Source organism: Streptomyces sp. NPDC007907 (assembly GCF_042959365.1).
GTDB lineage: Bacteria > Actinomycetota > Actinomycetes > Streptomycetales > Streptomycetaceae > Streptomyces > Streptomyces indiaensis.
In genome coordinates this window covers 418,216-439,333 of sequence record NZ_JBIBKR010000001.1, presented here as the reverse complement: position 1 = coordinate 439,333, position 21,118 = coordinate 418,216, and the positions used below count along the sequence as shown (strand labels likewise).

At 71.7% G+C, this 21,118-nt stretch carries 19 protein-coding genes; 9 read left to right on the top strand and 10 right to left on the bottom strand.

The window, feature by feature from the left end; translation table 11 throughout:
- Nucleotides 1-111: 111 nt before the first annotated feature.
- Complete coding sequence (locus tag ACFZDI_RS02000) at nt 112-789, bottom strand: spermidine synthase (protein WP_234850155.1); 678 nt, start codon at nt 787-789, stop codon at nt 112-114.
- Between the two features lie 171 nt (nt 790-960).
- On the opposite strand from ACFZDI_RS02000, the gene ACFZDI_RS01995 reads away from it, so the two are divergent.
- Nucleotides 961-1,761, top strand: coding sequence for a rhomboid-like protein (locus tag ACFZDI_RS01995; RefSeq protein WP_391247144.1), 801 nt, complete (start codon nt 961-963; stop codon nt 1,759-1,761).
- A gap of 82 nt (nt 1,762-1,843) precedes the next feature.
- Here ACFZDI_RS01995 and ACFZDI_RS01990 read toward each other — a convergent pair whose 3' ends face one another.
- Nucleotides 1,844-2,503 carry a GNAT family N-acetyltransferase gene (locus ACFZDI_RS01990; protein WP_234850157.1) on the bottom strand — a complete coding sequence of 220 codons (660 nt, stop codon included), beginning with the start codon at nt 2,501-2,503 and terminating at the stop codon, nt 1,844-1,846.
- Nucleotides 2,504-2,677: 174 nt separating this feature from the next.
- On the opposite strand from ACFZDI_RS01990, the gene lon reads away from it, so the two are divergent.
- Complete coding sequence (lon, locus tag ACFZDI_RS01985) at nt 2,678-5,092, top strand: endopeptidase La (protein ID WP_391247142.1); 2,415 nt, start codon at nt 2,678-2,680, stop codon at nt 5,090-5,092.
- 190 nt (nt 5,093-5,282) lie between these two features.
- Complete coding sequence (locus tag ACFZDI_RS01980; protein WP_391247140.1) at nt 5,283-5,834, top strand: MarR family transcriptional regulator; 552 nt, start codon at nt 5,283-5,285, stop codon at nt 5,832-5,834.
- 22 nt (nt 5,835-5,856) lie between these two features.
- Here the strand turns inward: ACFZDI_RS01980 and ACFZDI_RS01975 are convergent, their stop codons facing one another.
- A complete protein-coding gene (locus ACFZDI_RS01975; protein WP_391247138.1) occupies nt 5,857-6,642 on the bottom strand; it encodes a protein phosphatase 2C domain-containing protein in 786 nt (261 codons plus the stop codon).
- Between the two features lie 356 nt (nt 6,643-6,998).
- Here ACFZDI_RS01975 and ACFZDI_RS01970 point away from each other — a divergent pair, with 356 nt between their 5' ends.
- From ACFZDI_RS01970 to ACFZDI_RS01950, 5 genes are read left to right on the top strand one after another with little or no spacing between them, the layout of a single operon-like run.
- Complete coding sequence (locus ACFZDI_RS01970; RefSeq protein WP_391247136.1) at nt 6,999-10,031, top strand: nitrate- and nitrite sensing domain-containing protein; 3,033 nt, start codon at nt 6,999-7,001, stop codon at nt 10,029-10,031.
- Nucleotides 10,028-10,552: a roadblock/LC7 domain-containing protein gene (locus ACFZDI_RS01965; protein WP_234850162.1), complete on the top strand. Its 525-nt coding sequence runs from the start codon at nt 10,028-10,030 to the stop codon at nt 10,550-10,552. Before ACFZDI_RS01970 ends, ACFZDI_RS01965 begins: the two co-directional genes overlap by 4 nt.
- Nucleotides 10,549-10,971: a DUF742 domain-containing protein gene (locus ACFZDI_RS01960; RefSeq protein ID WP_190902551.1), complete on the top strand. Its 423-nt coding sequence runs from the start codon at nt 10,549-10,551 to the stop codon at nt 10,969-10,971. Before ACFZDI_RS01965 ends, ACFZDI_RS01960 begins: the two co-directional genes overlap by 4 nt.
- Complete coding sequence (locus ACFZDI_RS01955) at nt 10,952-11,599, top strand: ATP/GTP-binding protein (RefSeq protein WP_234850163.1); 648 nt, start codon at nt 10,952-10,954, stop codon at nt 11,597-11,599. The genes ACFZDI_RS01960 and ACFZDI_RS01955 overlap by 20 nt, the downstream gene beginning before the upstream one ends.
- Before the next feature lie 12 nt (nt 11,600-11,611).
- A complete protein-coding gene (locus tag ACFZDI_RS01950; protein ID WP_234850164.1) occupies nt 11,612-12,874 on the top strand; it encodes a styrene monooxygenase/indole monooxygenase family protein in 1,263 nt (420 codons plus the stop codon).
- Here ACFZDI_RS01950 and ACFZDI_RS01945 read toward each other — a convergent pair.
- The 4 genes from ACFZDI_RS01945 to ACFZDI_RS01930 form a co-directional block, all read right to left on the bottom strand.
- Nucleotides 12,838-14,157, bottom strand: coding sequence for an NlpC/P60 family protein (locus tag ACFZDI_RS01945; RefSeq protein ID WP_391247133.1), 1,320 nt, complete (start codon nt 14,155-14,157; stop codon nt 12,838-12,840). The two genes, ACFZDI_RS01950 and ACFZDI_RS01945, sit on opposite strands and share 37 nt — an antisense overlap.
- A gap of 106 nt (nt 14,158-14,263) precedes the next feature.
- Nucleotides 14,264-14,563, bottom strand: coding sequence for a hypothetical protein (locus ACFZDI_RS01940; RefSeq protein ID WP_361118086.1), 300 nt, complete (start codon nt 14,561-14,563; stop codon nt 14,264-14,266).
- Nucleotides 14,564-14,567: 4 nt separating this feature from the next.
- Nucleotides 14,568-15,227, bottom strand: a complete 660-nt coding sequence (locus ACFZDI_RS01935; RefSeq protein WP_391247131.1) for a TetR family transcriptional regulator — start codon at nt 15,225-15,227, stop codon at nt 14,568-14,570.
- Nucleotides 15,228-15,510: 283 nt separating this feature from the next.
- Nucleotides 15,511-16,449, bottom strand: coding sequence for a diiron oxygenase (locus tag ACFZDI_RS01930; RefSeq protein WP_391247129.1), 939 nt, complete (start codon nt 16,447-16,449; stop codon nt 15,511-15,513).
- Nucleotides 16,450-16,570: 121 nt separating this feature from the next.
- On the opposite strand from ACFZDI_RS01930, the gene ACFZDI_RS01925 reads away from it, so the two are divergent.
- Complete coding sequence (locus ACFZDI_RS01925) at nt 16,571-17,683, top strand: diiron oxygenase (protein ID WP_391247127.1); 1,113 nt, start codon at nt 16,571-16,573, stop codon at nt 17,681-17,683.
- A 7-nt stretch (nt 17,684-17,690) separates the two neighbouring features.
- On the opposite strand, the gene ACFZDI_RS01920 is transcribed toward ACFZDI_RS01925, so the two are convergent.
- The 3 genes from ACFZDI_RS01920 to ACFZDI_RS01910 all read right to left on the bottom strand — a co-directional run bounded on the left by ACFZDI_RS01920 (nt 17,691) and on the right by ACFZDI_RS01910 (nt 21,086).
- Nucleotides 17,691-18,200 (bottom strand): DUF3291 domain-containing protein, encoded by a 510-nt coding sequence (locus ACFZDI_RS01920; RefSeq protein ID WP_234848813.1) that lies wholly within the window; start codon nt 18,198-18,200, stop codon nt 17,691-17,693.
- 64 nt (nt 18,201-18,264) lie between these two features.
- On the bottom strand, nt 18,265-19,725 hold the full coding sequence (locus ACFZDI_RS01915) for a penicillin-binding transpeptidase domain-containing protein (protein ID WP_234848812.1): 1,461 nt from the start codon (nt 19,723-19,725) through the stop codon (nt 18,265-18,267).
- Complete coding sequence (locus tag ACFZDI_RS01910) at nt 19,722-21,086, bottom strand: FtsW/RodA/SpoVE family cell cycle protein (RefSeq protein ID WP_391247124.1); 1,365 nt, start codon at nt 21,084-21,086, stop codon at nt 19,722-19,724. Before ACFZDI_RS01910 ends, ACFZDI_RS01915 begins: the two co-directional genes overlap by 4 nt.
- Between the last annotated feature and the right edge of the window lie 32 nt (nt 21,087-21,118).

The following is a 21,118-nucleotide window of genomic DNA, read 5'->3' as shown; positions in this document are numbered from 1 at the left end:
CGGAATCAGTGGGGTGATTCCTTCTGACTGGCTATGCCTGCGCATGGTTGCGATTGACGCTTGAATGATCGGCGTCAGGGGAGCAGCGTACGGGGAGTCAGTACGCCTTTGCTATCCAGGGCGGATGGCGAGGTGTACGACGTCCGGAACGCCCCGGGCAACGGGGATCTCTTCGGTACGCACCTGTTGGAACCCGGCATTCCGCAAGGTTTCTTCGAATTCCGGTGACGGCTGGGCGGACCAGACCGCCAGAACCCCGCCGGGTCTCAACACCCTTGCGCAGCTTGCCAGTCCGGCTTCCCGGTAGAGATTTCCGTTGCCCTCCGTGACGGTCCAGCCGGGTCCGTTGTCGATGTCGAGGCACAGGGCGTCGTACGTGTCGGATGTCTCATTGACGTGTGCGACGAGATCGGCTTCCACGATGTGCGTGCGGGGATCGGCCAGGGCCCGGGCGGAGAGGGCGGAGAGCGGGCCGTCGCGGTGCCATTCGACGATCGCGTGCTCGCGTTCCACCACCGTGATCCGCCCCCAGCGCGGGTCCGCCGCGGCGTGCGCGAGAGAGAAGCCGACGCCGAGCCCGCCTATCAGGACCTCGGGGCGGTCCCGGCCGGCCAGGGCCTCCAGGGCCGCGTCGACCAGCCGCCGCTCCGAGCGGCCGTCGGACGTGTCCATCAGGAAACAGCCGTTGGAGATGATCTCCAGCCGGTCACCGTGCCGCCGCAGCACCACCTCACCGTGGGGGCCCTCGCGACGGTCCAGGACATCGGGAATGTCGTACGAGGTAGGCATGGGGGCATCCTGACAGGGGAGGGGCGTGTGGCGCCTCGCAATTCGCCGGGCCTGCCGGCGGACGCGAGTCAGGGCTTTCGGGTTGCGGTGCATCGGCTCTCGCGTGGCGAGGGTCACAGACAGCGCGGCGACCGGGGCGAAGGCTGGGACCCGACGGAAGGAGTGCCCGCTGTGGAACGCACCGCGCCGCCCCGCGAGACGGCCGCACCGACGCCGTCGGGCGCGCCCGACCCCTTGGTCCCGGGGTCGCTGGACGGGGTGCCGCGGCAGCGGGGCCCAAGGGACAGACCCGTGGCGGAGGCACGGCCGTCCGCCCCGGCGGCGGAGCCCGTGCCACGGCGCATCCGTCCGTGGCGGCTGCTGCCGACCCCGACGGGTACGCCGTTCACCTTCGGATACGCATTCCTGCTCTGTCTCACCTCGCTGATCTCCGCGCACGCGGACCCGGCCCTCGTGCACGCCCTGCTCCAGGGCTCCAGCACGGATGTGACACACCTGCTCCGCACGCCGGAGCTGGTGCTGCTCGGCAGCGCGCTGTGGGTCGCGGGCGGGGTGACGTCACCGTTCGCCATCGCCTTCGTGCTGGTGCTGACCGCGCTGGAACGGCGGATCGGGGGTCTGCGCACCGCCGGTGTCTTCCTGCTCGGGCACGTCCTCGCCACCCTCGCGACCGAGGTCCCGGTGGGCCTCGCGGTCCTGGCCGGGCACCTGCCCGACAGCTCGCTGCACCGCCTCGACTACGGGGTCAGCTTCGGCGTCGCCGCCGGCATCGGCGCCCTGTCCGGGCTGCTGCCCCCGTGGCTGCGTCTGCCGCTGCTGGCCGGGTTCGGCTGGATGCTGCTCCAGGACCTGCTCGCCTTCACCGACCCGATGACGAACTGGGGGCACCTCATCGCCCTGGCCATCGGCATCGCGACCTGGCCGGTGGTCCGGCGGTGGTACGCGGCACGCCTCGGCTCGGCCGGCGCCTGAGCCGTGAGGCTCCTCGGCCCGGGCGGAGGGGAGTATGCGGGGCCTCGGCTCGGCTCGGCCCGTGCGTGAGGCGTGAGGTTCTTCAGGCCCGGGCGGAGGCCGGCGGGTCGTGCCGGGCGCTGGTCAGCGGGGCCACCACGGTCCAGCCGAGCGCCTCGTAGAGCCCGCGCCCCGCGGGTGTCCCGGCCAGGACGCCGGTCCGCGCGCCCTGCCGGGCGGCGGCGTTCTGCAATGTCCTCATGACGAGGCTGCCCAGACCCTTGCGGCGGTGTTCGGGCGCCGTCTCGATCCGGTCGGCGACGGCGGTCACACCCGTCGGGGCGATCTGGCCGCGTGCCGCCAGGGACCCGTCCGGCGCGGCCACCATCAGCCGGGTCACTCCGCCGCGCGACCACTGGCGCAGCCGGTAGCCGTCGGGCGCCTCGGGAGCGCCGTCCGCCACCAGCGGGACGGTCATCAGGTAACCCGGCTCGGGATCGATCCACCAGCTGTCGTCGAGCCAGCCGGAGACCACCGACGGGTCCCGGAAGGCCTTCAGCCACACCCCGTGCCCGGTGACCGTCTCGGCCACCTTGCGGACGGTCGCCTCGTCGAGGTCGTCGCCCGTCGCGCCGAACACATGCCGTGTGACGTGCCCGGACATCCCCACATCGATCGTCCGGCCCCACGGCTCGGGCAGGGGCGGGGCGGCCCCGCGCGACACGACCCATCCGTCCACCCATGCCTGCACGGTGCTGTCCACGCATCCCCCTGTAATGAGTGCAATACATGATCGTCCCTTACGCAAGGGACCTTACGCGCCCTCCCGGCCCCGGCGTCATCAGTGATCGCTGACAGCGAACAGCCCGTGGGGAACATACGGACAGGCCCATGCATTGAGTCGGCATAGCTCAACTTGACTGCCGAAGGGGAGATCATGGCTTCGACGTCCTCACCGCTCACCCTGCCCGTGCTGCCGCTCGACGGAGAAGTCGTGCTGCCCGGGATGGTGGTCCCGCTGGACCTGAGCGATTCCGAGGTCCGTGCCGCGGTGGAGGCCGCCCAGGCCGCTGCCCGGTCAACACCCGGAAAGCCCCGGGTACTCCTGGTGCCACGCATCGACGGGACCTACGCGAACACCGGTGTGCTCGGTACCGTGGAACAGGTCGGCCGGCTGGCCGACGGCGACCCGGGCGCGCTGATCCGCGGCCGCGGGCGGGTGCGCATCGGCGCGGGGACCACCGGTCCCGGCGCGGCTCTCTGGGTCGAGGGCACCGGCGTCGACGAGACCGTGCCGGAGCCCCTGCCCGGTCATCTCGCCGAACTGGTCAAGGAGTACAAGGCCCTCGCCACCGCCTGGCTGCGCAAGCGCGGCGCCTGGCAGGTCGTCGACCGGGTCCAGGCCATCGACGACGTCTCGGCGCTCGCCGACAACTCCGGCTACTCGCCGTTCCTGACCACCGAGCAGAAGATCGAACTGCTGGAGACCACCGACCCGGTGGCCCGCCTGAAGCTCGCCACCCAGCAGCTGCGCGACCACCTCGCCGAGCAGGACGTGGCCGAGTCGATCGCCAAGGACGTCCAGGAGGGCGTCGACAAGCAGCAGCGCGAGTTCCTGCTGCGGCGTCAGCTGGAAGCGGTCCGCAAGGAGCTGCGCGAACTCCACGGCGAGCAGGAGGGCGAGGAGTCCGACGACTACCGCGCCCGGGTGGAGGCCGCCGACCTGCCCGAGAAGGTCCGCGAGGCCGCGCTCAAGGAGGTCGACAAGCTGGAGCGGTCCTCCGACCAGTCGCCCGAGGGCTCCTGGATCCGCACCTGGCTCGACACGGTCCTGGAGATGCCGTGGAGCGAGCGCACCGAGGACGCCTACGACATCCGGGGTGCCCAAGCCGTCCTGGACGCCGAGCACGCGGGCCTGGAGGACGTCAAGGAACGCATCACCGAGTACCTGGCGGTGCGCAAGCGCCGTGACGACCGGGGCCTCGGCGTGGTCGGCGGGCGGCGCGGCGGTGCCGTGCTCGCGCTCGTCGGGCCGCCCGGCGTCGGCAAGACCTCGCTCGGGGAGTCCGTCGCCCACGCCATGGGCCGCACGTTCGTCCGCGTCGCCCTCGGCGGTGTCCGCGACGAGGCCGAGATCCGCGGCCACCGGCGTACGTACGTCGGCGCGCTGCCGGGCCGGATCGTCCGGGCCATCAAGGAAGCCGGGTCGATGAACCCGGTCGTGCTCCTCGACGAGATCGACAAGGTGGGCTCGGACTTCCGGGGCGACCCGGCCGCAGCCCTCCTCGAAGTGCTCGACCCGGCGCAGAACCACACCTTCCGGGACCACTACCTGGAGGTCGAGCTGGACCTGTCCGACGTCGTCTTCCTCGCGACGGCCAACGTCCTGGAGGCGATCCCGGAGGCCCTTGCCGACCGGATGGAGATCGTCCGCCTGGACGGCTACACCGAGGACGAGAAGGTCGTCATCGCCCGTGACCACCTGCTCCCGCGCCAGCTGGAGCGGGCCGGGCTGGACAAGGACGAGGTGACCATCGACGAGGGCGCGCTGCGCAAGCTCGCCGGCGAGTACACGCGCGAGGCGGGCGTGCGCACCCTGGAGCGGTCCGTCGCACGGCTGCTGCGCAAGGTCGCCGCCCAGCACGAACTGGGCGAACGGGAACTGCCCTTCACCGTCCGGGACGAGGACCTGCGCGAGCTGATCGGCCGGCCCCACCACGTGCCCGAGTCCGCCCAGGACCCCGCCGAGCGGCGGACGTCCGTGCCGGGCGTGGCGACCGGGCTCGCGGTGACCGGGGCGGGCGGTGACGTGCTCTACGTCGAGGCGTCCCTGGCCGATCCGGAGACGGGCGCGGCCGGGCTGACCCTGACCGGTCAGCTGGGCGACGTGATGAAGGAGTCCGCGCAGATCGCGCTGAGCTTCCTGCGCTCCCACGGCGCCGAGCTGGAACTGCCGGTGGCCGACCTGAAGGACCGGGGCGTGCACATCCATTTCCCCGCGGGCGCGGTCCCCAAGGACGGCCCGAGCGCCGGCATCACGATGACGACGGCCCTCGCGTCCCTGCTGTCCGGCCGGCTGGTCCGCACGGACGTGGCGATGACCGGCGAGGTCTCGCTGACCGGGCGGGTCCTGCCCATCGGCGGTGTGAAGCAGAAGCTGCTCGCCGCGCACCGGGCGGGGGTCACCACGGTGATCATCCCCAAGCGCAACGAGCCCGACCTGGACGACGTCCCGGCGGAGGTGCTGGACAAGCTCGACGTCCACACCGTCACCGACGTCCGCCAGGTCCTGGAGCTGGCGCTCGCGCCCGCGACCAACGGGGCGGCGCCGGAGGTTCCGGTCGCGGCGTGACGGACGTGGCCGGATGAGGAAGGCCCGGGTTCTCGTGAGGGAGGCCCGGGCCTTCACCGTGTCGCGGCCCTGTGGACACGCGCGCCCTGACCTGCGGAATACTTGCCGAACTGCGGTGATGGCGGCAGGTGGCGGAAAATCCAGGTACCGGAACTCTCAGGGCCGGACGACGACCGAGGCAGGGGCAGACGTGCACGAGGGCGGCAACGACGACGGACACCGCGACGCCGGTGTGCCCGGACCCGGTGTGCCCGGACCCGGTGTGCCCGGACCCGGTGTGCCCGGTCCCGGTGTGGCCGGAACCGGTGTGGACCAGCCCGCCTTCCTGGCCCTCGAACGCGAGCTGACCGTGCTGCTGCGTCGCGCCCGGGCCAGCCAGGGTGAGATGGCCCGCGAGGTCCACCCCGACCTGGAGTCGTCCGCGTACGGCCTGCTCGTGCGGCTCGACGAGTGCGGAAAGCAGCGGGCCACCGAACTCGCCGCCTACATCGGGGTCGGCAAGGCGACCATGTCCCGCCAGCTGCGCGCCCTGGAGGAACTCGGGCTGGTGGCGCGTGAGCCCGACCCCGCCGACGGACGCGCCTGGCTCGTCGCCCTCACCCAGGAGGGCCACGACCGCGTCCGCCGGGTCCGCGAGGCGCGCCGTGCCCGCTACGCCGGCCGCCTGGCCGACTGGGACTCCCGCGAGGTCACGGAACTGGCCCGGCTGCTGCACCAGCTCAACCGCGGCATGGAGAAGTAGGCCGGGCGAACGTCCCGGAGATCTAGAACTCGACGTACACGGCCGTCGCGTCGTCGTGCCTCTTGCTCCGGCCCGGGAACGTCTCGGCGGCGTCCGACCGCTCCAGGGTCCGGACGCGGTCCACCAGGGCCTGCGGGCCTTCCTTGCGGACGAGGCGGAGACAGTCCGTCCAGTCGCCCTCCTCGAACCGCTCGACCCACCGTGTCGCGCCGTCCGTGAGCGCCGCCAGTGCACGGACCTCGCCACGGGGCACGGTTCCGGTCACCGCCCGGGCCGCCACCGAGGGGTCGGCGGCCGCCGTGAAGAAGCCGCCCTCCAGGTTGCGGAGCGTGGAGTCCACCAGGGCGTCCGTGGCCAGCGCCGAGCGGGGGAGCAGGGCCAGCCGGTCGTCGAGGACGGGTGTCACCACGCCGTCCGGCGACTCCAGCAGCAGGGCCGAATCGGACAGGACCAGGTACTCCACCGTGGCCGGATTCCAGCGGGCCACGACGACCGTGGCCTGGGGGGTGCGAGGGTGAGAAAGGTCACAGGTTGTGGCGTGTGCCTCGGAGGTACGCGCGATGGCGCGGGACAAGGCGTCGACCAGGGGAACATCCGGGAGTGAAACGGTCAGTTCGGTCAGTGCTCCGCCGAGGCGTGCGGTGAACCAGGGGACGGAATGCAGACAGCCCGTCCCCGTTCTCGGCGGTGTGACCCCGTCCAGGACGACGACCGAACCGCCTTGTCCCGAGGCCGGTAGTCCGACAGCGGCGAAGTCCTCGTTGGGGCGGTCGGCGTCTCCCGGTTCGGACACGAGTTCAGTGCGCATCCGGCCAGTCTGCACGAGCCTTTCACAACGTCCACAGAAGACCGGTAACGGTTGCCGGACCGGCGCAGCCACGCAGGTCAGGCGCCGGGTTTGGGATGGAATGATTTGTTCCGGGAAGGTGCGGTGGCGAATACTGCCACCGGCCGTCGCCGTCGTCCAACCGGCGTGCCACGCAAGGCCTCTGCAAAGGCCTGCGGAACTTGCCCCTCAACTCCCGTCCGGGGTTCACTCCTTCGGGTGGCGGGTCAGGTGATGCGCGTGCGCTGCCCACCGGCGCTGGGAGGGTCGGGAAATGTACCGGGAGTGCGCGCCAGTTGACGGAGCGTCATCCGGGCCCAACGGTTCACGAGTCAGGAATGCGAGCACCGGTGCAGAAGACGCGGCCTCGTCGCACAGGCAAGCAGACGGCCCCCGTTCAGGGCGCTGAGCCGACGCCCCCCACCGGCAAGGGCCGTCCCACCCATGTACGCAACCGGCTGATCGTGGCCGTTGCCGTGGTGGCCGCCGCCATCGCCGGTGCCAGCACCCCGTCCGTGCTGGCGGCCTCCGGGCAACTCCACGACAGCCAGAAACTGGTGACGCTCGCGGAGCAGACGCAGGACGCCCTCGCCCTCGCGCACTCCCTCGCCGACGAGCGGGACGAGGTCACCTCCTACATCGCGGCCGGACGCCCCAAGGACAAGGCGCCCTCCGAGCAGCGCGGCGCCCGGGTGGACCGGCAGGTCGAGGAGCTGCGCTCCGACACCGACACGCCCGCCTCGCTCCGCTCGGACCTCGACGGCATAGCGGTCGTGCGCAGGGCGGCGCTCACCGGCAAGAGCAGCGCCCTCGAAGCGCACCAGGCGTACTCCGCCGCCATCACCGAACTCCACCGGCTCGCCGAGCAACTGGCGCAGCAGACCCCGCCGCGCGCTGGCGAAGGCGGATACGCGCTGGCCGAGCTGGACTCCGCCGTCCAGCAGGCCGCCGCGGCCCGCGGGCTGCTGCTCGCCGCGCTGAGCGTGCCGCGCAGCACCGGGACGGTCCTCGACCCCGTCACCGGCCTGCCGACCCAGACCTCCACCTCCTCGGACGCCGACACCCGGCAGCGCGACGCCCTCAGCGCCGCCGCCCAGCAGGCCCGGCTGCGCTCCGACGCGGCCTTGGCCGACTTCCGCGACACGGCGCCCAAGCCTGCCCGGGCCTCCTTCGACTCCACGGTCACCGGCACCGAGGTCAACTCCGCCGACAAGTACCTGGCCACCCTCACCGACCAGCCGACGCTCTCCCGCAGCGATCTCGCGACCGGTACCAAGAAGCTGGACACGGCCCTGTCCGCCCGCGTCGACCTGATGCGCGGCGTGGAGTCGGCCCTCTACGACCGCCGCACCAAGGACCTGGAAGCGCTGCGCGACGACGACGTCACCGCGCTGGAGATCCGCATCGCCGTCCTCGGCGCCCTCATGCTGCTCGCCGTCGGTGTCGCCACGGGCATGGCCCGCAGCCTCACCCGCCCGCTCGCGGTGCTGCGCCTGGGGTCCAAGCGCCTCGCCGAGGCCGACGACCCGGCGGCCGAGGAGCCGGTGAAGTTCACCGGCCGCAACGACGAGTTCGCCCAGGCCGTCCGCTCCGTCAACGCCCTGCATGCGCACGCGGTCGCCCTCACCGAGCGGATCACCACGCTGGAGTCCGACCGCAAGCACCTCGTCGGGCAGCGCCAGAAGATGGCCGACGCGCGTGAGGAACTGCGCGGCGAACTCGCCGAGTCCGCGGCCCAGCTGGAGCGGCTGCGCACGGCCATCGGCGGCACGTTCGTCAATCTCGCCCTGCGCACGCTCGGTCTCGTGGAGCGGCAACTGGCCGTCATCGAGAACCTGGAGGAGCGCGAGCAGGACCCGGACCGGCTCGCCACGCTCTTCAAGCTCGACCACTTCGCGACGGTCATGCGCCGGCACAGCGAGAACCTGCTGGTCCTCGCCGGTACCGAGCACGTCCAGCACGCCGCCGGTCCCGTGCCGCTGGTGGACGTCGTCCGGGCCGCCGTCAGCGAGATCGAGCGCTACGAGCGGGTCCGGATCGCCGCGCTGCCGCCACACGCGCACATCGCCGGGTTCGCCGCGGACGACCTCTCCCACCTGCTCGCCGAACTCATGGAGAACGCCACCTCGTTCTCCCCGCCCGACCTGCCCGTCGAGATCTCCGGCTGGCTGCTGGAGAACGGCGAGGTCATGCTCTCCGTCCAGGACGAGGGCATCGGCATGACCGAGGAGCGGCTGGAGCGCCTCAACTCCCGCCTCACCGACTTCGACCCCGAGGCGCCCTACGACCAGGAGGGCGAGGACGGTCTCGGCCTCGGCCTGTACGTCGTGGCCCGGCTCGCCCACCGCCACGGTGTGCGCGTCCAGTTGCGCGAGCAGAAGCAGGGCGGTGTCGCGGCGGTCGTCGTCCTGCCCCGCACGCTGCTGGCCGCCGCTCCCGCCGTGGCCGTACCGGCCTCCGGCCCCCTCACCGGCACGACCCACTCCTTCTCCTTCCCGGGCGCCGACGCCGAGGCCAACTCCAACGTCCTGCCCGGCCGTACCTCCGGCGACGATCCGTTGGTGGCCCTGGCGGAGAAGGCGGTCGCGCGCGGCGAGGCCGCCGAGATCACCACCGCCGCCCAGCACCCGGAACCGGCAGGGGAGCCGGAACCGGCCGAGGCGACGGAACCGGCGCGGGCGCGGGAGGTGCCGGAGGCGGCACCCTCGGCGACATCCACCGATGCGGTGGCGGCCGCGACGACACCCGCCGATTCGGTGGCGCCCGCCGGCACGACGCCACCCGCCGGCCCGGCGACGCATCCCGAACCGGCGGCGCACGCCGGCCCGGACGAGACCGCCGCACCCGTGGAATCCCCCGCGGAAACCACGATGGAGCTGCTGATCCCCGCGCAGGCGGGGGAGCCGGACCCGGTGGGGCATGGACCATCGGTCACCGGCGGCGGGACCGGCCCGTCGGGACAGCCCGCGTCCGAAGCCGCCTCCCGCGAGGGCGGGACCGGCCCGTTCGGGCAGCGCGCCCACGAGGAAGCCCATGGCACGGGTGGTGCCGTGGACCCGGACGAGAGCCCGGAGCACGAGCGCGCTGCCGACGAGGAGGAGGACCGCGTCACCGACAAGGGCCTCCCCAAGCGCACGCCGAAGATCACCGCACAGACCACCGCCCCGCGCCAGCGCAGCGGCTCCGTCGACGCCGAAGCCCTGCGTCGCCGCCTCGGCGGCTTCCGCCAGGGCGCCCAGGCGGGGTACCGCGACGTGGAGGCGGAGATCGCCGAGAGGACGGCCTCGCACCAGCGGCCGGCCAGCGGCGCAGCACGACCAGCTGGATCCGAAGAATCCACGGGGGGCACAGTCGAGGAGGCAAGCAGTTGACCGCTCCCAGTACCTTCGGACTGATCGGACTGAGCAGTGAGGCCCGCAACCTGCACTGGCTGCTGACCAACCTCGTCGAGGAGGTCCCCGGCATCGTCTCGGTTGCGGTCGTCTCGTCCGACGGACTGCTCCTGCTCTCCTCCGACGACCACCGCAACAAGGAGGCGCGGGACGCCCTGCAGGACCGCGGGACCACGCGCACCGGCCCGCGCGGCTCCGCCGCCGACCTGGCCACCATCGTCTCCGGCATCGGCAGCCTCACCATCGGCGCCGCCCGCCTGATGGACTTCGGCGGGGTCCGGCACACGATGGTCGCGATGGACGAGGGCAGCCTGTTCGTGATGTCGATCAGCGACGGCTCGCTGCTCGGCGTCCACGGCTCCGCGGACTGCGACATGAGCGTGGTGGCGTACCACATGGCCCTGTTCGTCGGCCGTGCCGGTCACGTCCTGACGCCGGAGCTCCGCAGCGAGCTCCGGAAATCCCTGGAGGATTCCCAGACGACGGGGAGTGCCCGATGAGCAGTACGCCCAAGCACCACCTCCCGGTCCGTGGCGGTGACCGCAAACCCGCCCGGGTCCGCCCCTACTCGCTCACCGGCGGCCGCACCCGCTTCGGCCACGTCCTCCTCGTGGAGACGTTCGTGGCGAGCACGGCCGCACTGGAGGCCCCGGAGGAGCGCAAGGAGCTGACGAACGGCCACCTGTCCACCCGCGTCATGCCGGAGCTGCGGGCCATCGTCGAACTGTGCCGCCGGATGCGTACGGTGGCCGAGATCGCCGCGCTGCTGAAGATGCCGCTCGGCGTGGTCCGCGTGCTCCTGAGCGACCTCGCGGACCAGGGAAAGATCCGTGTGTACGGAACGGGCACCGGCCATGGCACGGGCCGCCCGGACCGGGCTCTGCTGGAAAGGGTGCTGAGTGGACTCCGTCGTCTCTGACGCCGCTCACGGCGTCACTGGTTCATCCCCGTTCGTCGAGCCCGGCGAGAGCATGCACGCCTGGGAGACGGACCGCACCCGCGCTCCCATAGCCACGAAGATCGTGGTGGCGGGCGGCTTCGGCGTGGGCAAGACCACGCTGGTCACCGCCGTCTCGGAGATCACGCCCCTGCAGACCGAGGCGCTGATGACCGAGGCGAGCGAGGCGACCGACGACCTCACCGCCACGCCGGGCAAGTCCACCACCACCGTGGCCATGGACTTCGGGCGCATCACGCTCGACGACGACCTGGTGCTCTACCTGTTCGGCACGCCGGGCCAGCAGCGGTTCTGGTTCATGTGGGACGACATCGTGCGCGGTGCGATCGGCGCCGTCGTGCTGGCCGACACGCGCCGTCTGAAGGACTGCTTCCCGGTCCTGGACTACTTCGAGAGCTCCGGGCTGCCGTACGTGGTCGCGGTCAACCACTTCGACGGCAGCGAGCTGTTCGAGCCGGAGGACGTGCGGGAGGCCTTGACCATCCCGCAACACATACCTGTCATGATCATGGACGCGCGTCGCCGGATCTCCGTGATCGAGACCCTCCTGGCCCTCGTGGGCCACGCGCTCGACGAAACCCCCGAGTAGAGGACAGCCCGCATGCGGAAGATACTCGTCGTCGGAGCCGGTCAGTCCGGGCTCCAGATCGCCCTCGGCCTCCAGTCACAGGGGTACGAGGTCACCCTGATGTCCAACCGGACGGCGGACGAGATCCGTACCGGCCGGGTCATGTCGACGCAGTGCATGTTCCACACGGCCCTGCAGCACGAGCGTGATCTCCAGCTGAACTTCTGGGAGTCCCAGGCCCCGAAGATCGAAGGACTCGGCGTCTCGGTCGCCGCCCCCGGATCCTGGGCCGAAGGCCCCGCCGCCCGCGCCATCGACTGGCTGGGCAGGCTCGACGGCCACGCGCAGTCCGTCGACCAGCGCGTGAAGATGGCCGGCTGGATGGAGACGTTCGCCCAGCGCGGCGGGCAGCTCGTCATCCACGGCGCGGCCGTCGGTGACCTGGACTACTTCTCCCGCACCTACGACCTGGTGCTCGTCGCCGCCGGCAAGGGCGAGCTGGTCCAGATGTTCGGCCGTGACGCCGAGCGCTCCCCGTACAGCGAGCCGCAGCGCGCGCTGGCCGTCGCGTACGTGCACGGCCTGGGCCCGCGCCCCGAGCACCCGGGCACCGAAGCGGTCCGCTGCAACCTCGTCCCGGGCGTCGGCGAGCTGTTCGTCATGCCGACCCTGACCACCTCCGGCCGCGCCGACATCCTGTTCTGGGAGGGCATACCCGGCGGCCCGCTCGACGCCTTCCACGGCGTGAAGGACCCGGCGGAGCACCTCTCCCTGACCCTGGAACTCATGGAGCGGTACGTCCCCTGGGAGTACGCGCGGGCCACCAAGGTCGAACTGACCGACGCCGGCGGCACGCTGGCCGGCCGCTACGCCCCGACCGTCCGCAACCCCATCGGGCGTCTGCCCAGCGGCGGTCTGGTGCTGGGCGTGGCCGACGTGGTCGTGGCGAACGACCCGATCACCGGCCAGGGCTCCAACTCGGCCTCCAAGTGCGCCGCCGCGTACCTCGCCTCGATCACCGAGCACGGCGACAAGCCGTTCGACGAGGAGTGGATGCGGGCCACCTTCGACCGCTACTGGAACACCGCCCAGCACGTCACCAAGTGGACCAACGCCATGCTCGCGCCGCCGCCGGAGCACATCCTGAACCTCATCGGCGCCGCCGGTGAGCTCCAGCCGGTCGCCGACCGCTTCGCCAACGGCTTCGACAACCCGGCCGACTTCGAGAACTTCTTCTACGAGCCGGAGAAGACGCAGGCCTACCTCGCCGAGGTGTCCGGCGCGGGCGCGGCGTAACCGTCGTATCCCTCGTCCGACCCGTCCCTGGCGCCCTCGGGAAGCTCCGGCGGCTCGTAGTGCCGCAGGGGCTTCCCGGACGGGTCAGGGCGTACGGCGCCCAGGACCGGATTGGCCGCGATCGGTGACACCTTCACCCTCGCGCCCGGCCGGGGTGCCTGGACGACCAGGCCGTCGCCGAGGTACAGCGCGATGTGCGTGGCCTTCTCGAAGTACACGACCAGGTCGCCGGGGCGCAGCTCGGCCAGTGGGATCCGCTCCAGCCGCCTCCACTGCTCCTGGCTGGTCCGGGGGACGGGCGCCCCGGCCTCGGCCCACGCCCGTGAGGTCAGCCCCGAGCTGTCGTACGTCCGCGGGCCCTCCGCGCCCCACTCGTACGGCTTGCCGAGCTGGCGCAGGGCGTAGCGCACGGCACGGCTGCCTTCGGCGGACGGGGGGCGGGCGGGGATGCCGGTGCTTTCACCTGCGGGGCTTTCGCCGGCGTTGTCCATGGCGTGCTTGCTGTGCTTGCCGCGCCTGCTGTGTTCGCCGTGCTTGCCGTTCTTGCCGCCCGTGGTGTCCTTGCCGTCGGCTTCCGCTTCGGCTTCGGCCTCCTCGGCTTCGCCGGGCTCGTCGCCCAGCGCCCCTGACGCCATGAACTCCTTCTGCGCCTTCGCGATGCCCTTCCGCTCCAACTCCGCCAGGTCGGCGAGCTGGTCGCGGCTGAGGGACGCGAGCAGCTCCTCGACGTCGTGCAGGCGCGCACGGACCTTGTCCCGTTCCTTCTTGCGCCGCTCGGTGAGAGCGAGCTGCCGGTCCAGGGCCGTGCGGGCCTTGCGCGCCAGTTCGTGGGCCTTGCGCTCGTTGCCGGTCAGCCTGCCGATGGTGTCGGCCCGCTCCCGCGCCAGCCGGCCGATCACATGGCCCTGCTCGATCGCGTGCTGCGGGTCGCGGGCCAGCAGCAGACGGACGTACGGGGAGATGTCGGTGCTGCTCTGGTACTGCTGCCGGGCCAGCCGGCCGGCCGCGCCCCGGCTGTCGTGCAGGGAGAGCCGGGCGCGGGCGAGGGCGCGGTCCACGCGGTCGGTCTCGGCGCGCTGCTCCTTGAGCTTCTCCTCGGTGCCGTTGTAGGCCTCGGTGGCCTCCTCGGCCTTCCGGTACAACTCCTGAAGATCTGTCAGGAGAGCGGCGACATCGCGCTGTTCCTTGTCCGGCTCGGGCGCGGCCGTGGCCGGGACGGGTGCCAGGACGGTTCCGGCCGCCGTCGCCGCGATGCAGACCAGACGCAGCAGCTTTGCTGACATGCCATCACCTCCGTTGCGGGGGCGGCGTGGTGCCGCCGGACACCGTGAGGATCAGGCGTGTGCGTGCGGTGCGCGCGGCGGGTGTGCGCGGTTCGGCGCAACCGGGTCACCCGTCGGCGTCGTCCGGCTTGCCGGGCGGCGTGGCGGCTGGCTTCGACCAGGGCCAGTGGAGCCGGCGGGGCGGGACGCCCTCCGGGGCGTACTCGTACTTCCAGCGGTTGGACAGGCCGACCTTGCCCGGGCCCCGGGGGACGCGGCGGTAGACCAGGACGGTGTCCGGTCCGCCGTCGGGGTCGGGCACGGGGATGCGGTACGTCTTGGGCGGGTGGCCGGTGATGCCGAGGAGGACGGGCAGGACCCTGCCGTCCATGGGGCCGCCCTCGAAGGGGGTGTCTTCGCTCTTCACGGGATCAGTCTCGGGCATCCTCGGCGAGGGCCCGGACCAGCGCGTCGGTCTGCGGGTCGCGGCGGGCGGTCACCGTCAGCATGGCCACCAACTGCTCGACGAGCCAGTCGCGCAGCTCCTCGGCGGGGGGCTGCTTGTCCTCGTCGAGCCAGATGAGCGACGACGCCTCCACGGCGGTGATCCACATGCGGATGGTCATGCGCAGGCGCGGGCCGGGGTCGGCGACCATCAGGTGACGGACGATGTGCTCGGCGGCGACCCGGCGTACGCCGTCGACGATGGCGGTGGTGCGGGAGGTCTCGACGACGCTGCCGCCCTGGAGGAGGGCGCTGAAGCCGGTGTCGTGCTGGTCGACGAAGGTGAGGTAGCGGTCGAGGGCGCGGGACAGGCGGGGGAGGAGCGGGCCTTCCCGGGGTTCGTCGAAGCAGTGCTGGAGCTCGTCGGCGGCGGAGCGCAGGGCGGCCTCGTAGAGCTGTTGCTTGCCGCCCGGGAAGTACCGGTACACCAGCGGCCGCGAGACACCGGCCGCCTCCGCCACGTCGTCGAGGGACACCTCCTCGGGGGCGCGGTGGGCGAAGAGGTTCAGCGCCGATTCGAGCAGCTGACTGCGACGTTCCTCGACGCTGAGTCGCCGGTAGGCGGGGGTGGGGGCGGCTGGTGTCATGCCTCGCAGGGTAATCGGGGCGGCCGAGGGGTGCGTAGCTCGTCAGCCGGGTGACGCCGTCCTGCGCCTGGTGCCGATGTGAGTACGGGGGCCTGCGCCTGCTTGCCGGGTGGGGGTGTGCGTCTTCGCCTGACGCCGGGCGGGGGTCGGGGCCGCGTCGGGGGCGTCCTCGGAACGGCGCGATGGGCTTGCACGCCGACCGACAGTTCGTCGACGCGCCAACCGCTGCGGGCGGACACCCCCCGACACGTCCCCTTCTCGCCGTGCGCGGGTGCGGTGTGGCTTATGCGAGCAGGCCCGACGACTTCCACAGGCGTCGGCCCACTCCGCGCAGTACTCCGATGTCGTCGAGGAAGTCGGTCAGGCGCTTGGAGCCGTTCTGCATGACCTCGCGGCGGTGGCCGCTCGCGCGGACCTGGGCGAGTGCCTCCCGCTTGTCGAGGCCCACGTTCGTGTAGACGTCGGGGTTCACGAAGGCCACCGAGAAGACGCGGGCGAACTCGCCGGAGGTGATGCGGGTGAACTCCTGGGACCACTTGGGGGCCGTCACCATCTGGCGGCGGAGCTCCTCGCGGGCGTAGCGGACGTGGCGGGCCTCCTCCACCACGTGGATGCGGGTGACGCCCCGGACCAGGGTCTGGACGCGCTCGTCGGGGAACGTCAGCCGCTGCATCCAGTCGAGGACCTCCTCCCCGAGGAGGGTGGCCGTGAAGGAACCGGGGGTGGTGGAGATGGTCTTGAACAGGCGGCCCAGCTGCTGGTGCGTGCGGCTGACCGGGTACCAGGGCGTGTCGCCGTGGGAGATCAGGTGGGCGAACATCTTGGAGTGGCGGCACTCGTCCTCGATCTCGGTGAGTGCGTAGCGGACGTGCGCGCTCGTGGCCGCCTTGTCGTAGATGTGCCGGACGAGCAGCTGCATCAGGATGATCTCGAACCAGATGCCCAGGGAGGCCAGGGCCGCCGCCTCGTGCTGGGAGAGCAGGATGCGCTGTTCCTCGCCCATGCGCTTCCACAGCGGGGTGTCGTAGAGCGAGACCAGCTCCGGCGGCCAGAACCACTTGCCCTCCTCGAAGGGCGCGTCCCAGTCCAGCTCCTTGTCCGGGTCGAAGGAATGCTTGGCGGAGGAGTCGAGGAGCCGCTGGGCCACCTGCTCCCGGTCCTTCAGCAGGCCGAGGGCGTCGCGCAGGCCGTCGAGCGCGTCGGCTTCCGTCAGGGTCGTCATGGTTGCCCACCTCGTTGTGCACACGTCACTGATGTACTTATGAGACTGCTTGTCAGCAAGCTGGTCAATCCCCTGCGCGCTACTTGTTGACCCGGTGTCTACCTCGTGTGAGCCTGCGGACATGCCGAGCTTCGACCTGTACGCCATGGAACCGGAAGAGCCCGTACGGCAGGTGCCGGCGAGCGGTGCGGCCCGTTTCAACTGGGAGTACGACGACGGCCGCGACCGCCTCCTGGCCCTCTATCAGAAGGGCAAGGACAAGCAGTGGGACGGCCACAAGCGCATCGACTGGGAGCTGGAGGTGGATCCCTACGATCCGCTCGGCACCCCGGACGAGGCGATGTCCCTGTACGGGACCAGGCATTGGGCCAAGCTGAACGAGCGGGACCGGGGCCAGCTGCGGCAGCACTACGCCTCCTGGCAGTTCAGTCAGTTCCTGCACGGGGAGCAGGGCGCGATGATCTGCGCCGCGCGGATCGTCGAGTCCGTCCCCGATCTGGACGCGAAGTTCTACTCGGCGACCCAGACCATGGACGAGGCCCGGCACGCCGAGATCTACGGCCGCTTCCTGCACGAGAAGATCGGGCTGCTCTACCCGATCAACGACAACCTCCGGTCCCTGCTGGACGACACACTGCGCGACGCCCGCTGGGACATGCCCTACCTGGGCATGCAGGTGCTGATCGAGGGCCTCGCGCTCGCCGCGTTCGGCATGATCAGGGACACCACGGACAAGCCGCTGCCCCAGCAGATCCTCGCGTACGTCATGCAGGACGAGGCCCGGCACGTGGCCTTCGGGCGGATGGCCCTGCGCGACTACTACCGGCAGCTCACGGACGCGGAGCTGAGGGAGCGCGAGGAGTTCGTCATCGAAGGCTGCCACCTCATGCGCGACCGGCTGCGAGGCGTCGAGGTGCTGGAAAACTTCGGCATCCCCAAGGCGGAGGCGGAGGAGTACAGCGAGCAGTCCGAGTTCCTCACCCTGTTCCGCAAGCTGTTGTTCAGCCGCATCGTCCCCTGCGTCAAGGACATCGGCCTGTGGGGCAAACGCCTCCAGCAGGCCTATGTCGACCTGGGCGTCCTGGAGATGGGCGACGCCAACCTCGACCTGCTGATGTCCGAGGACGAGGAGATCGCCGAGAAGCTGGACGCCGAGCGGTTCGCGGCGGAGGAGAAGGAGCGGGTGGCCGAGGTGCGGGGCGCGATCGACGCGGGCCGAGCGGCCGGCGGCTGAGCGGCCGTCAGAGCGCGCAGCCCAGGCCCTCCGGCACCTCGCCGAGCAGCGGCGTCGCCCCCTGGGGCGGGAACGACGTCCGCAGGGTGAAGGCGTACGGCGTCGGGCCGTGCGTGCGCAGGTGCAGCACGCGGGACTCCGCCTCGGCGACCGTGGGGCGGTGCCCCGCCGGGACCCACCAGAGGGCGACCATGGCCTCCTGAACGCGTTCGAACCATTCCCGGCGCCGGGCGAGCATCTCCCGGTGCCGGCCCTGGTACATGTAAGCGGTCAGGGCGTTCGTGTCGCGCCACACGGACATGTTGATGATCAGCCAGGAGTCGCCGAAGACGGGCACATCCGTGGCGTCGTCGCCCGCCTCGCCCTGCAGGCGCCAGACGAATCCGTCGGCGCCGTCCGCGTCCGCGTTCACCGGGTCGAGGTTGTCGACGAAGTCCTTCAACTGCGGGGAGTCCAGCGGGGCCTTGAGGCGGCCGAGGTTGACCTGGGCGAGTTCGTACGCGGCGGGTTCAGTCATGGACCGAACGGTAGGTCGGGCGCCCGGCGGCCCGGTAGCCCCGTCTCAGCAACTGGGCCGCGGGTCAGGGTGACTTCAGTACCGCCTCCATCACCGCCCGGGCGATCGGCGCCGCGTCGCCGCCCCCGCTGATGTCCCCGCGGTCCGCCTCCGCGTCCTCCACCACGACCGCCAGCGCCACCCGTGGTGCCGGATCGCGCGCACCCTGCGCCCAGGAGACGAACCAGGCGTACGGGATGCCCGAGTTGCCCAGACCGTGCTGAGCGGTGCCGGTCTTGCCGCCCACCTTGGCGCCGGGGATGGCGGCACCGCGCCCGGTGCCGTTCTCGACCGCGTCCCGCATCATCGCCCGCAGCCGGACGGCGGTGGACGGGTACATCGCCTGGCGGATGCCGCGCGAACCGGCCGTCGCAAGGGTGCTGCCACCCGCCCGGGTCGTGCGCTCCACCAGGTAGGGGTCCCGCACCTGGCCGCCGTTGGCCACGGCCGCAGCGACCATCGCCATCTGCAGCGGCGTGGCCCTGGTGTTGTACTGACCGATCGAGGACAGGGCCAGCTGGGCCTGGTCGAGGGTGGTGTCGAACGTGGACCGGGCCACCGGGAACGGGATCCTCAGCCCCCCGTTGTTGAAGCCGAAGGCGTGTGCCGTGGCCGTCATGCCCGCCACGCCCACCTCCACGCCGAGCTTGGCGAACACCGTGTTGCAGGAGAACGTGAAGGCCTCACGCACGGAGGCGTCCGCGCAGCCCTTCGATGAGTTGGTCAGGCGCGTCCGCGTGCCGGGCAGGCGGTAGGGGTCGGGGGAGTCGGTCGGCGCCTCGAGGTCCGTGACCACACCGGCGTCCAGCGCGGCGGCCGTGGTGACGACCTTGAACGTCGAGCCCGGCGGATACGTCTGCCGCACCGCCCGGTTGAGCATCGGCTTGTCCTTGTCCGCGGTGAGCCGCGCCCAGGCCCGGGCCGCCGCGGAGCCGTTGCCGGACAGCGGCTGGGGGTCGTACGACGGGGCGGACACCAGGGCCAGGATCCGGCCGGTCGACGGCTCCACCGCGGCCACCGCGCCCTTGCGGCCCGCCAGGCCCCGGAACGCTGCCTGCTGCGCCGCCGGGAGCAGCGTCGTCACGACGTCCCCGCCCGCGTTGCGCGCCCGGGTGAAGTCGTTCCACAGCGGGAACGGCGCGAGCATCGGGTCCGCGCCGGACAGCACACCGTCCTCGGTGCTCTCCAGGAGCGTCGTCCCGTACAGCTGGGAGGCGAAGCCGGTGACCGGGGCGTACAACGGTCCGTTCGTGTAGGTCCGTTCGTAGCGGAGGTGCTCGCGGGTGTCCCGGGAGCCGGTGACCGGGCGCCCGCCCACCCAGATGTCCCCGCGCGGCTGCTCGTAGCGGGCGATGTCGGGCCGCCGGTTGGCCGGGTTGCGGTCGTACGACGGGGCCTGGACGACCTGGACCCGGGCGGCGTTCACCAGCAGCGCCACCAGCAGCAGGACGCAGAAGTACCCGGCGTGCCGGATGTGCCGGGTCACTGCGCGTCCTGCCCGTCGTAACCGCGCCGGGCCGAGTCGCTCACCCGGACCAGCAGCGCCACGATCGCCCAGTTGGTGACGACCGACGAGCCGCCCTGCGCCAGGAACGGCATCGCCATACCGGTCAGCGGGATCAGCCCGGTCACTCCGCCCGCGATCACGAACACCTGGAGCGCCACCAGTGAGGCGAGACCGACCGCGAGCAGCCGGCCGAAGGGCTCGCGCTGCGCGAGCCCGGCCCGGAAGCCGCGCTCCACCAGCAGTCCGTAGAGGAGGAAGACGGCGCTGAGGCCGGCCAGGCCGAGTTCCTCGCCCGCGGTGGCCAGGATGAAGTCCGACTTCACGGCGAAGCCGATGAGGAAGGAGTGGCCGAGTCCGAGGCCCGTGCCGAGCATGCCGCCCTCCGCGAAGGCGAACAGCGACTGGGCGAGCTGGTTCGCGCCCTCGCCCGCCTCGATGGAGGCGAAGGGGTGCAGCCAGGTCTCGATCCTGCTGTGCACGTGCGGTTCCAGCCGGCCCACCGCGACCGCGCCCAGCGCGGCCAGCAGCAGACCGACCGCGATCCAGCCGGTGCGGCCGGTGGCGACGTAGAGGAGCACCACGAACAGGCCGAAGAACAGCAGCGACGTGCCGAGGTCGCGTTCCAGGATCAGCACGCCCACGCTGACCAGCCAGACCGCGACGATCGGACCGAGGACGCGGCCGGTGGGCAGCTGGAGCTTCCAGACGCGGCGGCCGGTGTAGGCCAGCGCGTGGCGGTTCGCCGCCAGGTACGCGGCGAAGAACACCGCCAGCAGCACCTTCGCGAACTCGCCCGGCTGGATGGAGAATCCGGCGATCCGGATCCAGATGCGGGCGCCGTTCACCGCCGGGAACAGGATCGGCAGCGTGAGCAGGGCCAGGGCGGCGACCACGCAGACGTACGTGTAGCGCTGAAGCACCCGGTGGTCGCGCAGCAGCAGCACGACCAGGATGAACAGGGCCACACCCAGCGTCGACCACACCAACTGGGTCGGGGCCGCCCGGTCGCCCGGGGTCTCCAGGTCGAGCCGGTAGATCAGCACCAGGCCCAGCCCGTTGAGCAGCACCCCGATCGGCAGGAGCAGCGGATCGGCGTACGGGGCGCGCAGGCGTACCGCCAGGTGGGCCAGCAGTGCCAGCACGCCGAGGCCGGCACCGTAGCCGGCGGCACCGGGCGGCAGTGTCCCGTGCAGGGCGAGGCCGACGGCGCAGTAGCCGTACACCGACAGCAGGACGGCCAGCACGATGAGGGCGAGTTCGATGCCCCGGCGCCGGGGGAGGCGGCGGACGGCGGGCGTGGGCGGGTCCGCCGTCGCCACGGTGATTCCGGCCTTGCTCATGTCCGGAACCTACCCAGACGGTGCGACTTGTG

What these genes read in the sequence shown, in the direction of transcription:
- ACFZDI_RS02000 (WP_234850155.1), bottom strand. Translation starts at nt 789, where the DNA reads ATGCCTACCTCGTACGACATTCCCGATGTCCTGGACCGTCGCGAGGGC.
- lon (WP_391247142.1), top strand. Translation starts at nt 2,678, where the DNA reads ATGGCTTCGACGTCCTCACCGCTCACCCTGCCCGTGCTGCCGCTCGAC.
- ACFZDI_RS01975 (WP_391247138.1), bottom strand. Translation starts at nt 6,642, where the DNA reads ATGCGCACTGAACTCGTGTCCGAACCGGGAGACGCCGACCGCCCCAAC.
- ACFZDI_RS01970 (WP_391247136.1), top strand. Translation starts at nt 6,999, where the DNA reads ATGCGAGCACCGGTGCAGAAGACGCGGCCTCGTCGCACAGGCAAGCAG.
- ACFZDI_RS01960 (WP_190902551.1), top strand. Translation starts at nt 10,549, where the DNA reads ATGAGCAGTACGCCCAAGCACCACCTCCCGGTCCGTGGCGGTGACCGC.
- ACFZDI_RS01950 (WP_234850164.1), top strand. Translation starts at nt 11,612, where the DNA reads ATGCGGAAGATACTCGTCGTCGGAGCCGGTCAGTCCGGGCTCCAGATC.
- ACFZDI_RS01945 (WP_391247133.1), bottom strand. Translation starts at nt 14,157, where the DNA reads ATGTCAGCAAAGCTGCTGCGTCTGGTCTGCATCGCGGCGACGGCGGCC.
- ACFZDI_RS01935 (WP_391247131.1), bottom strand. Translation starts at nt 15,227, where the DNA reads ATGACACCAGCCGCCCCCACCCCCGCCTACCGGCGACTCAGCGTCGAG.
- ACFZDI_RS01930 (WP_391247129.1), bottom strand. Translation starts at nt 16,449, where the DNA reads ATGACGACCCTGACGGAAGCCGACGCGCTCGACGGCCTGCGCGACGCC.
- ACFZDI_RS01925 (WP_391247127.1), top strand. Translation starts at nt 16,571, where the DNA reads ATGCCGAGCTTCGACCTGTACGCCATGGAACCGGAAGAGCCCGTACGG.
- ACFZDI_RS01920 (WP_234848813.1), bottom strand. Translation starts at nt 18,200, where the DNA reads ATGACTGAACCCGCCGCGTACGAACTCGCCCAGGTCAACCTCGGCCGC.
- ACFZDI_RS01910 (WP_391247124.1), bottom strand. Translation starts at nt 21,086, where the DNA reads ATGAGCAAGGCCGGAATCACCGTGGCGACGGCGGACCCGCCCACGCCC.